Source organism: Kitasatospora albolonga, assembly GCF_039535905.1.
GTDB classification, from domain to species: domain Bacteria; phylum Actinomycetota; class Actinomycetes; order Streptomycetales; family Streptomycetaceae; genus Kitasatospora; species Kitasatospora albolonga.
Map to the genome: position 1 here is coordinate 23,618 of NZ_BAAAYB010000029.1, position 13,847 is coordinate 37,464.

Annotated in this window: 8 protein-coding genes, 2 pseudogenes and 1 riboswitch; of the genes and pseudogenes, 4 read left to right on the forward strand and 6 right to left on the reverse strand. The window is 73.8% G+C overall.

The genetic code is table 11. The annotated features are described in order from the left end of the window. Positions 1-16: 16 nt before the first annotated feature. On the forward strand, positions 17-751 hold the full coding sequence (locus ABD946_RS07360; protein ID WP_345281273.1) for a cobalt-precorrin-6A reductase: 735 nt from the start codon (positions 17-19) through the stop codon (positions 749-751). Between the two features lie 809 nt (positions 752-1,560). Here ABD946_RS07360 and ABD946_RS42460 read toward each other — a convergent pair. Further along, a pseudogene (locus tag ABD946_RS42460) lies at positions 1,561-2,204 on the reverse strand (hypothetical protein); the annotation flags it as partial. 57 nt (positions 2,205-2,261) lie between these two features. Between ABD946_RS42460 and ABD946_RS07370 the strand changes: the two are divergent. Next, positions 2,262-2,837 carry a VOC family protein gene (locus ABD946_RS07370; RefSeq protein WP_425558538.1) on the forward strand — a complete coding sequence of 192 codons (576 nt, stop codon included), beginning with the start codon at positions 2,262-2,264 and terminating at the stop codon, positions 2,835-2,837. A 638-nt stretch (positions 2,838-3,475) separates the two neighbouring features. Here the strand turns inward: ABD946_RS07370 and ABD946_RS07375 are convergent. Next, positions 3,476-4,147 (reverse strand): S41 family peptidase, encoded by a 672-nt coding sequence (locus tag ABD946_RS07375; RefSeq protein ID WP_345281276.1) that lies wholly within the window; start codon positions 4,145-4,147, stop codon positions 3,476-3,478. Between the two features lie 81 nt (positions 4,148-4,228). Between ABD946_RS07375 and ABD946_RS07380 the strand changes: the two genes are divergently transcribed. Beyond that, positions 4,229-4,780, forward strand: coding sequence for a hypothetical protein (locus tag ABD946_RS07380; protein ID WP_345281278.1), 552 nt, complete (start codon positions 4,229-4,231; stop codon positions 4,778-4,780). A 36-nt stretch (positions 4,781-4,816) separates the two neighbouring features. On the opposite strand, the pseudogene ABD946_RS07385 reads toward ABD946_RS07380, so the two are convergent. From ABD946_RS07385 to ABD946_RS07395, 3 genes and pseudogenes are all read right to left on the reverse strand, one after another. Next, positions 4,817-6,326: pseudogene (locus ABD946_RS07385) on the reverse strand (precorrin-2 C(20)-methyltransferase). Beyond that, on the reverse strand, positions 6,323-6,949 hold the full coding sequence (locus tag ABD946_RS07390) for a precorrin-8X methylmutase (RefSeq protein ID WP_345281280.1): 627 nt from the start codon (positions 6,947-6,949) through the stop codon (positions 6,323-6,325). The pseudogene ABD946_RS07385 and the gene ABD946_RS07390 overlap by 4 nt, the downstream one beginning before the upstream one ends. Next, the gene (locus ABD946_RS07395; protein WP_380150497.1) at positions 6,946-8,238 is read right to left on the reverse strand and encodes a cobalamin biosynthesis protein CobG; all 1,293 of its coding nucleotides are present in this window, start codon (positions 8,236-8,238) and stop codon (positions 6,946-6,948) included. The genes ABD946_RS07390 and ABD946_RS07395 overlap by 4 nt, the downstream gene beginning before the upstream one ends. Positions 8,239-8,478: 240 nt before the next feature. Beyond that, positions 8,479-8,549, forward strand: a riboswitch (cobalamin riboswitch). Positions 8,550-8,694: 145 nt separating this feature from the next. On the opposite strand from ABD946_RS07395, the gene cobN reads away from it, so the two are divergent. Further along, positions 8,695-12,303: a cobaltochelatase subunit CobN gene (gene cobN, locus ABD946_RS07400; protein ID WP_345281284.1), complete on the forward strand. Its 3,609-nt coding sequence runs from the start codon at positions 8,695-8,697 to the stop codon at positions 12,301-12,303. Between the two features lie 67 nt (positions 12,304-12,370). On the opposite strand, the gene ABD946_RS07405 is transcribed toward cobN, so the two are convergent. Further along, the gene (locus ABD946_RS07405) at positions 12,371-13,705 is read right to left on the reverse strand and encodes a glycoside hydrolase family 18 protein (protein WP_345281285.1); all 1,335 of its coding nucleotides are present in this window, start codon (positions 13,703-13,705) and stop codon (positions 12,371-12,373) included. Positions 13,706-13,847 lie beyond the last annotated feature (142 nt).

The following is a 13,847-nucleotide window of genomic DNA, read 5'->3' on the forward strand; positions in this document are numbered from 1 at the left end:
TTCCCCTGGAGTCCTGTTGCACATCTTGATCCTCGGCGGCACCACCGAGGCCCGCGAACTGGCCGCCGCTCTCGCCGCCACCCGGCCCGACCTGCGCGTGACCAGTTCCCTGGCCGGGCGGGTCGCGCAGCCCCGGCTGCCCGCCGGAGAGGTGCGGATCGGCGGCTTCGGCGGCCCCGCCGGGCTCGCCGCCTGGCTCCGGGCGGAACACGTGGACGCGGTCATCGACGCCACCCATCCCTTCGCCGGGGCCATCAGCCGGAACGCGGCCGAGGCGGCCACCGAGGTCCATACTCCCCTGCTCGCCCTCCGCCGCCCCGGCTGGGTCCCCGTCCCCGGCGACCACTGGCACCCGGTCGGCTCCCTCGCCGAGGCCGCCGCCCTGCTCCCCTCGCTCGGCCGACGGGTCTTCCTCACCACCGGCCGCCAGGGCCTGGCCGCCTTCGCCGGCTCCCCCCTGCACTTCCTGGCCCGCTCCGTGGACGCCCCCGAGCCCCCGCTCCCCGCCTCCACCGAGGTCCTCCTCGACCGCGGCCCCTTCACCCTCGACGGCGAACTCCGCATCCTCCGCGACCACCGCATCGACGTTCTGGTCACCAAGGACAGCGGCGGCGCCGCCACCGCCCCCAAACTCGCCGCCGCCCGCGAACTCTCCCTCCCCGTCGTGATCGTCCGCCGCCCCGACCCCCCGGCCGGCCTCCCCACCGCCCCCGACGTCCTGTCAGCCCTCACCTGGCTGGCCGGCCTGTGAGCACACGCCGCCCCTGGAAGCAGGCTGGAGCGCCGTGGACGGCTACTCGGTCCGCCCGTTGGCGTACCTCTCCTCCGCACGGCGGATCAAGGACTTCAGGCCGATCGTGATGGGCCGCCAGGAGTGCCCCCTGGAAGAACTCACTCGCCGCTGTCGAACAGTGCTCGGACAGCCTTCGCCGCCGCCTGACCGATCGGGTACGGAACACGGTCCGGGCTGCGAGGATGAGCTCCATGGGTTGACGCGCCCCACCCTGGTCGAGACCCGCTCACCGTGGGTCGTGCTGACGTCCCGTCGGGATCCCTGGTGGCGGCGGTGGCTGGGCCGCGCTGGAGGCGGCGGTGGGCGTCGCCTTCCGGCTGGACGGGCGGGAGCTGCTGGAGCCGGCCTCGCTGTTCCGGTGCGTTTCGCGCGGTGAGCTGCCCTTCCCCGGGTCTTCGGCCACAACTGGGCGGCGCTCCTGGTGGACTGCCTGACAACGACCTGCACGGGCCCTGGCACGGCAACCGGCGGTCGCGTGTGCTGGTCGCCGGCCGATCACCTGCCTGGGGCGGCGGAGCACCTCGGCCTGTGTCGTCTCGGTTGCTCTGCAAGGCGGCCTGGCGGGCCAACCTCCGCCTGACTCCGACGGCTTCCCGGACGACATGCCGGCCTTCCCCTGCACTTCGTGTTCCTCCTCGACCACCTCCCCGCCGAGGACTTCGCCACCCGGGTGACGACCGACCGCGACGGTGACCGTCCACTGGCGGGCGCGCCGCCTCACCGCCGCCCTGACCGGCCCGGACTGGCCCGGCTCGGGCTGAGCTCATGTCGAAGCGGATGTGCGCAGGCCCGTCCAGTGCGCGGCGCAGCCGGCCCCGCAGGGGGCTCTCGGTGTTCCGGGGCGAGGGTCAGCCCGGCCGAGGCGGCGATCCGGTCGGCGACCTGGGGCACCGTCAGCCGGTCGGTCCACAGGTGCTCGTCGAACTCCTCGCCCCGCAACCGCTCCAGGCACAGGTCCAGCTTGGACACCGCGAAGCTCTCCCGCCGCAGCGGTGCGTCCTTCCCCCCGACCAGCCGCCACGGCGTGCCCGAACCCCCGCTCCCGCAGCCGCCGCCGCAGCACGTCCCCCGCTCCGCGAGCCAGCGCGAATGTGCCGTACGTCGTGGCCGCGTTCGCGCACGCCGCCCGACGGTCCTCGGCGGAAGTACGCGTGGCTACCACCACCGTCATCGGCACGATCACCACCCCCGCTCTGCTCCCCGAGCGCCCGGTCCAGCACCTCGAAGACCCCCTGCCGCCAGGCGGGCAGGTCCTGGAAGTCCCCGCGCAGCGCGGGGCGGCAGCATCCGGTGCAGCCCGAACCCCACGTGCTCGGGGTCGCACACCACACTGCCCGCCAACCGCCGCGCGAGCTCGTACCGCGGTCTGGGTCTTGCCGCCGCCGAAGGGGCCGTTGATCCACAGGAGCATCCCCGGAGCGTACGTCCGGCTGGCGTCCCCGACCAAGATCCGCATAGACTCGCACCCATGGTCTCAGTGGTGCAGAACGTCGCGATCGACTGTGCGGACGCCTACGAACTGGCGCGGTTCTGGAGCGATGGTGACGGGCTGTCCGGTGCGACCCGGACTGCCGCCCCGGCGACCACGAGGACCCAGGTGGTCCTGGACGGCGGCCGGTCCTCTACTTCAACACCGTCCCCGAGCCCTAAGACCGTCAAGAACCGCGTCCACCTCTGCCTGCGCCCCACCGACTCCCGCGACCCCCGAGGTCGAACGCCTCCTCGCCCTCGGCGCCACCATGGCCGCCGACCGCCGTCAACCCCGACGGCTCGGCCTGGGCGGTGCTGCACGACCCGGAGGGCAACGAGTTCTGCGTCATGCGCAGCGAGTCCGACCGCGCCGCCGCACACAGCGGCTAGCCCGCCGGGGGCCGGTCGGCCGGGGCGCGGTCGCGGAGGGAGCGGGAAATGGATTGCCGCCCCGGTGGTGGTGTGCAAACCGTTCGGCCTGGACCGGCAGTTGATCATCGACGGCCGGCCGCCTCCCGGGACCGACCGGAGAGGCGACGAACGATGGGGAACCATGCGTGGCAGACAGCTATGAGGACGAGTGCCGCGGTCGTTGGCCCGCGGGAGCAGGCGGAGAGCCTCGCCGGAACGACAACTGGGCACATGTGGACAGGGAGCGGGTCACCAGGACTGGACGTCCTGTACCGGGAGATCACGGCCGTCCTCGACGGCGGCGCCTACCGGGGACCCGCGGGTTCAGGAGCTCGTCCGCAGGCACTTCGACATCGTCAGCCGGTTCTACACCCCGTCCAGGAGGCGTACGTCGGCATGTCGCTCTTCTACGCCGAGGACGGGGCCATGAAGGCGTTCCACGACTCCTACCACCCGCGGATGGTGGAGTTCAGGTGCCGCGATCAGGGTGTTCGCCGAGGCTCCGGCGTAGCGTCCGCGCAGGCCGTGACAGCTCGGCGGGCGTGCCCGGACTCCGGTCCCGGCACACCCGCCGTTCCGGCGGGAGGACCCTAGCCGGCGAGCACCGCGAGGGCCGCGTCGAGGCGTCCTCGGCCTGGCTCGACGTCGGGCTGACGCCGACGCCCTCCCAGTGGTGCCGGTGACCGGGTTGATGGAGCGGGCGGCCGGGACCGGTTGACCGCGATGTGTGCGGGTGAGGGCGATGCGGTCGGTGGGGTGGGCGCCGCCGCGCGGTTGGTCTCGCGACGAGGGTGGCGCGCTTCAGGGCCTGAGGTTGTAGGCGAGCTCCTCGCCGCGGAGAAGTGAAGGCGGCGGTCGAGACGGTGACCGGGGCGGTCCGAGGTAGCGGGGGCCGGGGGTGTTCGGGTAGGTCCAGTACTGGCGGTGGGAGTCGGTGGCGCGCTCGTAGATGTCGTTGAGGTGGACCTCGTCGTCGCCGAAGAAGTGGCTGCACCACAGGGCCACGCCGTTCGGCGAGCCGCCCCGGCACTGGCGCAGGTCGATCACCAACTTCTCGGTGTGGGCCACGAGTTGCATGGCAGCGCCGATCGCCGCCTCGCCCGCGTCGGCGTCCGGGATGAAGCGCAGGTCGAGGTAGCCGACGTTGCCCTCCAGCCGCTCGACCTTGGCGATGCCGAAGTTGCCCTCCCGGTAGTGGGCGAGCCAGCGGGCCTTCTCCTCCTCCGGGGAGTCCTCCTCCTCGACCGGAGTGGCCTCCTCGTTCCAGAGCAGCCGCAGGTGCTTGTCGGGGCAGACGGCCTGGAGGTCGGCCGTCACGGCGGCGCAGAAGTCCGGCTCGGACAGGCCCTCGTAGGCGCCGTCGGCGAGCTTCCCCCGCAGCGCCTCGGCGATCGGGCCGGTGAGGTCGGGGAAGACGTAGCCGGCGGTGATCTTGTCCAGCGCGGCGTCGAGAATCTCGTGGTGGGAGGTCATGAGCGCGCATCGTACGGATCTTCGACGGCGGTGACGACTCGTTATTTCCGCACGCTACGATCCCCGCCGGAGGGGGCACACATGACGGAACGACGACGCTGGCCGGCCCTGTTCGTACTGGTGGGCCTGCTGGCGCTGGCCGCGTACGCCTGGGGCGTGTACGAAGACCGCTCGGGCGGGCGCACGATGGTCGCGGTGGCGCTGTTCCGCCCGCTGATCGTGGGCGGGGCCGGGTTGGCCTTCCTGGTGGTGGCGGTGGCCGCCCGCGGCCGCGGCGGCCGGACGGTGGCCGGCCTGCTGGCCGCCTGCGCGCTGCTGTACGCCGCCGGCGCACTGGCACTCCAGGGCGCGTTGCCGCAACGGCAGGTGACCGGCCGTCAGCCGAGGCCGGGCGTCCCGGGGCACGTCCTGGTGGTGACCCACGTCGGGAACCCGGGATCGGAGGCCGAGTCCCAGTCCTGGGAGCTCGTCCTGCACACCGGTAGCGGCTGGTCCGAGCGCCACTGGCGGGTCGCGGACCTGCCGGAGTCGGGCCGGGACGGCGCCTTCGTGTCCGCGGCCTGGGCCGACCGCGGTCACCTGGCGGTCACCACCGGCAAGGGCACCCGCACCATCGCCGTGCCGGCCCCCTGACGGATCGTCCGCCAGGAGGCCGGCCGGCCCCGGCCGTCACGCCTCCGGGTACCGCCGCGGCGTCCAGACCACCTCGGCACCGTCCCCACGACTGACGGCCTGGGTCTGCGAGGAGCCGATCAGCAGGATGGTCCGCATGTCGACCTCGGCCGGGTCGAGCTCGCCGAGCCGGACCGTCCGTACCCGCTCGGTCGGCCCGCCGACGTCCCGGGCCATCACCACGGGGGTGTCGGCGGCCCGCACCTCCAGCAGCAGTTCCTTCGCCGAACCGACCTGCGTGGTACGGGACTTGGAGCCGGGGTTGTACAGCGCCAGCACCAGGTCGGCGGAGGCCGCGGCCTTCAGCCGCGAGGCCACCACCGACCAGGGCTTGAGCCGGTCGGAGAGCGAGACCACCGCGTAGTCGTGGCCGAGCGGGGCGCCGGCCCGGGAGGCGGCGGCGTGGGCGGCCGTCATGCCGGGGCAGATCCGCACCGGGACGTCGGCGTACCGCTCCTCGCAGGCGACCTCCAGCACGGCGGTGGCCATCGCGAAGACGCCGGGGTCGCCGGAGGAGACCACCACGACCTTCCGCCCGCGCAGGGCCAGGTCGAGGGCGAACTCGGCCCGCTCGGACTCCACCTTGTTGTCCGAGCCGTGCCGCACCTGCCCGGCCCGTACCGGCACCCGGTCCAGGTAGGTGGTGTAGCCCACCAGGTCGGTGGCGGAGGCGAGTTGGCCGCGCACCTCGGGGGTCAGCCAGAGCGGCCCGGCCGGGCCGGTGCCGACCACGACCACCTCGCCGGGGGCCCTCGTACACGGGCGCGGGCGAGCCGCCGCCCAGCCGGCTGGGCAGGACGGCCACCGCGAAGTACGGCACCGACTCCGGGTCGATGTCGGCCAGCGCACCGGTCCGCTCCCCCGCCATGGTGGCCCGCTCGACGTACGAGGCCTCCGCCAGCCGCCCGGAGCGCTCGAAGGCCGAGCGGACGGCCGGGAAGGTGCGGCCGAGCTTCATCACCACGGCCGAGTCGGCGCCGGACAGACGGGCCGTCAGCTCCTCCTCCGGCAGGGTGCCGGGGATGATGGTGAGGGTCTCCTCGGCCTCGCACAGCGGCTTGCCGAGCCGGGCGGCGGCGGCGCTCACCGAGGTGACGCCGGGCACCACCTCGGTCGGGTAGCGGTGGGCCAGGCGCTTGTGCATGTGCTGGTAGGAGCCGTAGAAGAACGGGTCACCCTCGGCCAGCACCACCACGGTGAGGCCGGCGTCGAGGTGGGCGGCCAGCCTGCCCGCGGCCTCCTCGTAGAAGTCGTCCAGCGCGCCCCGGTAGCCGCCGGGGTGGTCGGTGGTCTCCACCGTGATCGGGTAGACCAGCTTCTCCTCGACCACGCCGTCCTTGAAGTACGGGGCGGCGATCGAGCGCGCTATCGACCGGCCGTGCCGGGCGCTGTGGTACGCGACCACGTCCGCCTCGCCGATCAGCCGGGCGGTCTTGACGGTCACCAGCTCCGGGTCGCCCGGGCCGAGCCCGACGCCGTACAGCTTGCCGATCCGAGACTCGGTCACTCTTCGGTGCTCGCAATCGCGTTGATCGCGGCGGCGGCGATCGCGCTGCCGCCCCGACGGCCCCGGACCACCAGGTACTCCAGGCCCAGATCGTTCGCGGCCAGCGCCTCCTTGGACTCGGCCGCGCCGATGAAGCCGACCGGCACGCCGATCACGGCGGCCGGGCGGGGGGCGCCCGCCTCGACCATCTCCAGCAGGCGGAACAGCGAGGTCGGCGCGTTGCCGACGGCCACCACCGCGCCCTCCAGGTGCGGCAGCCAGAGCTCCATCGCGGCGGCGCTGCGGGTGTTGCCGAGCTCCTTGGCGAGGCCGGGCACCGAGGGGTCGGCGAGGGTGCAGATCACCTGGTTGTCGGCGGGCAGCCGCTTGCGGGTGACGCCGCTGGCGACCATGGAGACGTCGCACAGGATCGGCGCCCCGGCGTTCAGCGCGGCGCGCGCGTCGGCGACCGCCTTCGGCGACCAGAGCAGGTCCTTCACCAGGTCGGTCATGCCGCAGGCGTGGATCATCCGCACCGCGACCTGGGCCACGTCGGCCGGCAGGTGGGCCAGCTCGGCCTCGGCCCGGATGGTGGCAAAGGACTCGCGGTAGATGGCCGCGCCGTCCTTCTCGTACTGGATCACTTCGTCCTCCGGGCTTCGGCTACCGCCTGGGCCATCTGTTCCGTGGTCAGGTCCTGCATGGTCGTTGTGGGTCCGGACGTCCGACGGGCCGTCACCCGGTACGCGCCCGGGCCGGTGGCCAGCACGTCCACCCACTCCCCGGCGGGGTGGCCGCAGCGCCGCTCGCAGCCGGACCAGTGCACCGGCAGCCCGGGCACCCCGGCCGTCCCCAGTGCCCGGGCGGCGTCCGCCCGCACGTCCGCGAGTGACTTGGCGCAGCCGGGCGCGCCGGTGCAGGCGGTGGCCAGCTCCCAGGGCGAACCGGGCGTCAGGCGCAGCCCGGCGGCGGCCAGTTCGCGCACCGCCGTGGCTCCGGGGAGGACGACGCTGCGCCACGGGGTGATCCGCAGCTCCCCGGCCGAAGCCGCCGCGGCCTCCGCCAGCGTCCGCCACTGCGCGGCGCTCACGGTGCCGAACCCGGTCCCGGCCACCAGCCCGCCGTCGAAGGGCCCCGACTCCGGCGCCCCGCCCGCGAAGGCGGGCAGCGGCTCGGCGCCGGGGTCGAGCAGCTCCGCGGCCTCCCGGACGAACCAGGCCTTCACCCCGGCCGCCCGCACCGCCGTCAGGAACTCCTCGGCGGCGGCCAGCGCGGCGGTCGGTACGGACCCGGGGGCGATCCGGCGGGCGGTGGCGGCCCGGCCGAGGCGCAGCAGCGCTCCGCCGCCGGGCGTTGCGATCAAGGTCACATCGGCGTCCAGGGCGGCCACGTCGCCGCGGCCGTCGTCCAGGACGAAGAGGAACAGGCCGGCCAGTCCGGCGGCGAGCGGGCTGGCGCAGAGCAGGGCGTCCAACTCCCGTGCCCAGGACCGGACGTCGGCGTGGCCGAGCCCGTCCAGGCCGGAGAGCGGCGAGGCGATGACGTTGCGGACCCGCTCGTGGGTCTCCGAGGGCAGCAGACCGGCGGCCCGCAGCCGGGCTCCCAGCTCGGCCCCGGCGTCCTCGGCCAGGCCGCGCAGCTGGACGTTGCCGCGCGAGGTCAGTTCCAGCCGCCCGTCGCCGAGTTGCTCGGCGGCGTCGGCCAGTACCAGGGCCTGAGCGGCCGTCAGCAGCCCGCCGGGGAGGCGGACCCGGGCCAGCGCGCCGTCGTCGGCCCGGTGCAGTCGCAGTGCCCCGGGGCAGGCGTCGCCCCGGTCGCGGCCGGGCCCGGCGGCGCCGTCCCGCCCGCCGGCGGAGGCACCGTCCCGGTCGCGGCCGGACGCACCGGGGCGTGGCTCGGCGACGGGTGGCGTGGGTGGCATGGCCGCGAGCATACCCACGTTCCGCCGGTTTGCTCCTGTCCGCTGCGTCACGTCCGCGCGACCCTCCGTCCACCGCGGCCCGGCCTCCCTCCACGGCGGCCCGGCCCTCCGTCCGCCCCGCGATCCGCGCCTCGTCGCGACCGTGATCACCTGACAGACCTTCGGGACCCTGGTCCGCAACCCGGACGCACCCCGTACGATGCTCCCCGGGTGGGCGCACAGCCCAGCCAACGCCAGCGACGGCGCTATGGGGAGGAAACCGGTGCGAATCCGGTGCGGTCCCGCCACTGTGACCACGGCCAGTCCGTGGGAGCCAGGAACTCCTGCCGTCCTCACACCAGCCCGGGGCGCGGACCCCGAGGAAGGCTCCGCCGTGCCCGTGCGCCGTTCGCCAGCGCTCCGTCGCGCCGTCGTCTCCTCGTGCCCGCCGCCGTCCCGGCGTGAAGCCACGGCCGGGAGGGCCTCCGTATGATCCTGCTCCTCTCCACCTCCGACACCGACCTGTTGAGCGCCCGCGCCTCGAACGGTCCGGTCCCGTACCGGCTGGGGAACCCGGCCCGGCTCGGGGTGGACGACCTGCCCGCGCTGCTGGAGGGCACCGACCTGGTGGTGGTCCGGCTGCTCGGCGGACGCCGGGCCTGGCAGGAGGGTCTGGACGCGCTGCTCGCCGGGCCGCGCCCGGTGGTGGTGCTGACGGGCGAACAGGCCCCGGACGCCCAGCTGATGGAGCTCTCCACCGTCCCGGCCGGCCTGGCCGCCGAGGCGCACGCCTACCTGGCGCACGGCGGCCCGGCCAACCTGGCCGAGCTCGGCGCGTTCCTCTCCGACACCGTGCTGCTCACCGGCCACGGCTTCGCGGCGCCCGCCTCGGCCCCGGCCTGGGGTCCGTTGGAGCGTCAGGCGGCCGAGAACGACGGCCCGCTGGTGACGGTGCTCTACTACCGCGCCCACCACATGAGCGGGAACACCGCCTTCGTGGAGACCCTCTGCCAGGCGATCGAGGCCAAGGGCGCCCGCGCCAAGGCGGTCTACTGCGCCACCCTGCGCGGGGCCGAGCCGGAGCTGCTGGCCGAGCTGGGGCAGGCCGACGCGCTGGTCACCACCGTGCTGGCGGCCGGCGGCACCCGCCCGGCCGACGCCCAGGCCGGCGGCGACGAGGAGGCCTGGGACGCCGGCGCGCTGGCCGCGCTGGACCGCCCGATCCTGCAGGCGCTCTGCCTGACCTGGTCCCGCGAGCAGTGGGAGGCCAGCGACGACGGCCTCTCCCCGCTGGACACCGCGACCCAGATCGCCGTGCCGGAGTTCGACGGCCGGCTGATCACCGTGCCGTTCTCCTTCAAGGAGCTGGACGCGGACGGCCTGACCGTCTACGCGGCCGACGCCGAGCGGGCCGCCCGGGTGGCGGGCATCGCGGTCGCCCACGCGAGGCTGCGTCACGTCCCGGCCGCCGAGCGGCGGTTGGCCCTGGTGCTCTCCGCGTACCCGACCAAGCACGCCCGGGTCGGCAACGCCGTCGGCCTGGACACCCCCGCCTCCGCGATGCGGCTGATGGCGCGGCTGCGCGCCGAGGGCATGGACATCGGCACCGACGTCCCCGGCCTGGACCTCACCGGCGACGGGCACGAGGGCGACGAGCTGATCCACGCGCTGATCGCGGCCGGCGGCTACGACCAGGACTGGCTGACGGAGGACCAGCTCGCCCGCAACCCGGTCCGCATCCCGGCCGCCGACTACCGCCGCTGGTACGCCGAGCTGCCGCAGGGCCTGCGCGAGCAGGTCGAGGAGCACTGGGGCCCGGCCCCCGGCAACCTCTACGTGGACCACGCGCAGAACCCGGACGGCGACATCGTGCTGGCCGCGCTGCGCTCCGGCAACCTGCTCGTCCTGATCCAGCCGCCGCGCGGCTTCGGCGAGAACCCGGTCGCGATCTACCACGACCCGGACCTGCCGCCGAGCCACCACTACCTGGCCGCCTACCGCTGGATCGAGGCCGCGCAGGCCGACGGCGGCTTCGGCGCCCACGCCGTGGTCCACCTCGGCAAGCACGGCAACCTGGAGTGGCTGCCCGGCAAGACCGCCGCGCTGTCCGCCGAGTGCGGGCCGGACGCGGTGCTCGGCAACCTGCCGCTGGTCTACCCCTTCCTGGTCAACGACCCGGGCGAGGGCACCCAGGCCAAGCGCCGTGCCCACGCCACCCTGGTCGACCACCTGGTGCCGCCGATGGCCCGGGCCGACTCCTACGGCGACATCGCGCGCCTGGAGCAGCTGCTCGACGAGCACTCCAACATCGCCGCGATGGACCCGGCCAAGCTCCCGGCCATCCGGGCCCAGATCTGGACCCTGATCCAGGCCGCCAAGCTGGACCACGACCTCGGCCTGGAGGAGCGCCCCGAGGACGACGGCTTCGACGACTTCCTGCTGCACGTCGACGGCTGGCTCTGCGAGATCAAGGACGCCCAGATCCGGGACGGCCTGCACGTGCTCGGCCAGGCCCCGGCCGGCGAGGACCGGGTCAACATCGTGCTGGCGATCCTGCGGGCCCGGCAGATCTGGGGCGGCGTCAGCGCGCTGCCCGGCCTGCGCGAGGCGCTCGGCCTGGACGAGGCGGCGCTGACCCTGGGCGCCACCGACGCGGCCGAGGCACAGGCCCGTGCCCTGGTCGAGGCGATGGAGGCCGAGGACTGGGCGCCGTCCGCCGTGGAGAAGGTGGCCGCCGGGCACCCGGACGCGGTCCGCGAGGTGCTCGACTTCGCCGCCCGCGAGGTGGTCCCGCGGCTGTCCGCCACCACCGACGAGCTGGACGCGGTGCTGCACGCGCTGGGCGGCGGCTTCGTCCCGGCCGGGCCCTCGGGCTCGCCGCTGCGCGGTCTGGTGAACGTGCTGCCGACCGGCCGCAACTTCTACTCGGTGGACCCGAAGGCCGTCCCGTCCAAGCTGGCCTGGGAGACCGGGCAGGCGCTGGCGCAGTCCCTGGTGGACCGCTACCAGGCGGACAACGACGGGCAGTTCCCGCCCTCGGTCGGCCTCTCGCTCTGGGGCACCAGCGCGATGCGCACGGCCGGCGACGACATCGCCGAGGCCTTCGCCCTGCTGGGCGTGCGCCCGGTCTGGGACGACGCCTCCCGCCGGGTCACCGGTCTGGAGCCGATCTCCCTGGAGGAGCTGGGCCGCCCGCGGATCGACGTCACGCTGCGGATCTCCGGCTTCTTCCGGGACGCCTTCCCGCACGTGGTCGCGCTGCTGGACGACGCGGTCCGGCTGGCGGCCCGTCAGGAGGAGGCGGAGGCGGAGAACTTCGTCCGCGCCCACGTCCAGGCGGACCTGGCCGAGCACGGCGACGAGCGCAGGGCCACCACCCGGATCTTCGGCTCCCGCCCCGGCACCTACGGCGCGGGCCTGCTCCAGCTGATCGACAGCCGGGACTGGCGCACCGACGCCGACCTCGCCGAGGTCTACACCGTCTGGGGCGGCTACGCCTACGGCCGCGAGCTGAACGGCCGCCCGGCCCGGGAGGAGATGGAGACCGCCTACAAGCGGATCACCGTCGCGGCCAAGAACACCGACACCCGCGAGCACGACATCGCGGACTCGGACGACTACTTCCAGTACCACGGCGGCATGGTGGCCACCGTGCGCGCCCTGACCGGCAAGGCCCCGACCGCCTACATCGGCGACTCGACCCGCCCGGAGACGGTCCGCACCCGCACCCTGACCGAGGAGGCGGCCCGGGTCTTCCGCGCCCGGGTGGTCAACCCGCGCTGGATGGAGGCGATGCGCCGCCACGGCTACAAGGGCGCCTTCGAGATGGCCGCCACCGTGGACTACCTGTTCGGCTACGACGCCACCACCAACGTGGTCGCCGACTGGATGTACGAGAAGCTCACCCAGGAGTACGTGCTCGACCCGACCAACCGGGAGTTCCTGGCCGGGGCCAACCCCTGGGCGCTGCACGGGATCAGCGAGCGGCTGCTGGAGGCGGCCGACCGCGGCCTGTGGGCGGAGCCGGACCCGGCGCTGATCGAGGAGCTGAAGACGGCGTTCCTGGAGACCGAGGGCGACCTGGAGTCCGACAGCTAGTCGGAACGCGGACAGCGCACGGGGGGACCGGTGGCCGCCGGTCCCCCCGTGCCGTCCTGGCGGAGCGTCAGCGACGCTTCAGGCCCTGGTCGATGGCGGAGATCAGCTCACCGTTCGGGGTGTCCCCGTCCAGCGCCCAGATCATCGCGCCGGCCAGGCCCTCGTGGCGGATGTACGCGGCCTTGGTGCGCAGCACCGTCGGGTCGTCGTAGGTCCACAGGGTGGAGCCGTCGAACAGCCAGGCGCTGCCCTTGTCCCGGCTGCGGTAGATCTTGTACGTGCCGGAGTCGGCCAGCTTCTTGAGCGCCTTGTAGTCCTCGGTGCCCGCCACCCAGGTGGCCGGGGCCGGGCCGGTGGCCGGCTGGCCGAGGCCGTCGCCGCCGCCGGTCACGCCCGTCCAGCCCTGGCCGTAGAACGGCATGCCGACCACCAGCTTGTTCGCCGGGGCGCCGCGGTCCAGCCAGGCGTTGACGGTCTGGTCGACGCTGAAGTCACCGCGCTTGGCGTAGAGCGCGGACTGCTGGGCGGTGGTCTTCTCGCCGGAGACGTGGAAGTCGTAGCCCTGCAGGTTGACGAAGTCGAAGTCCTTGATGATCTTCTTGACCTCGAAGCCCGCGTCGATCTTCGCCGGGTTGGTCGGCACGTACGCGCTCAGGTCGTAGTGCTTGCGGCCCGGCTGGGTGCGGGCGTAGGCGTCCAGCTGGACCCGGAACTCGTGGACCAGCTTGGTGAAGTTCTGCTTGTCCTCGGGGCGGATGCCGTTGCCCTCGTTGCCCTCGGAGCCGGGCCACTCCCAGTCCAGGTCCACGCCGTCGAAGACCCCGGCCGCCGCGCCGACGCCACCGCGGGCGCCGTCCACCGGCAGGTTGCCCTTGATGTAGGTGTCGATGCAGGAGGCCACCAGCGCCTTGCGGCCGGCGTCGGTCAGCACGGCGTCCGAGAAGTGCGCCGATCCGCTCCAACCACCGAGCGAGATCTGCACCTTGAGGCCCGGGTTCTTCGCCTTCAGCTCGCGCAGCTGGTTGAAGTTGCCCGCCAGCTTCTGCTCGGCGGTGTCCGCCACCCCGTCGACCGAGGTGGCCGCGTCCACCGGGCGCCCGTAGTCGGCCCACGGGTCGGCGCCCGGCACGTTGCCGACCAGGCACTTGCCGTCCTTGCCGATGGCGCCGAACGCGTAGTTGATGTGGGTCAGCTTGGCCGCGGTGCCGCTGGTCTGCAGGTCCTTGACCTGGTAGTTGCGGCCGTAGATGCCCCACTGGGTGAAGTAGCCGATCCGCTTGTAGGCAGGGGCGCCGTGGCCGTCGTGGCCGTCGTGCGCGGAGACGGCGGGAGCGATCGAGACGAGCAGGCCGAGGGCCGCGGCGGTGGCGACGGTCAGCCGGGAGATGGATCCGTGACGCATGGGCTCGTTCCTGTTGTGCGGACTGGATGGAGCTTTGCTGCTGGGAAGGTATTGGTCTGAACCAGTAGCGTCAACCGACCGTCCACTCTGCAAAACCCTCCCGTCGTCCGCTTGACAGTTCGGGCCATCCCCCTTCCGCACA

Bases quoted from the DNA above. Each gene is read 5' to 3' on its own strand.
- ABD946_RS07370 (WP_425558538.1), top strand. From the start codon at position 2,262: ATGGTCTCAGTGGTGCAGAACGTCGCGATCGACTGTGCGGACGCCTAC.
- ABD946_RS07375 (WP_345281276.1), bottom strand. From the start codon at position 4,147: ATGACCTCCCACCACGAGATTCTCGACGCCGCGCTGGACAAGATCACC.
- ABD946_RS07380 (WP_345281278.1), top strand. From the start codon at position 4,229: ATGACGGAACGACGACGCTGGCCGGCCCTGTTCGTACTGGTGGGCCTG.
- ABD946_RS07395 (WP_380150497.1), bottom strand. From the start codon at position 8,238: ATGCTCGCGGCCATGCCACCCACGCCACCCGTCGCCGAGCCACGCCCC.
- cobN (WP_345281284.1), top strand. From the start codon at position 8,695: ATGATCCTGCTCCTCTCCACCTCCGACACCGACCTGTTGAGCGCCCGC.
- ABD946_RS07405 (WP_345281285.1), bottom strand. From the start codon at position 13,705: ATGCGTCACGGATCCATCTCCCGGCTGACCGTCGCCACCGCCGCGGCC.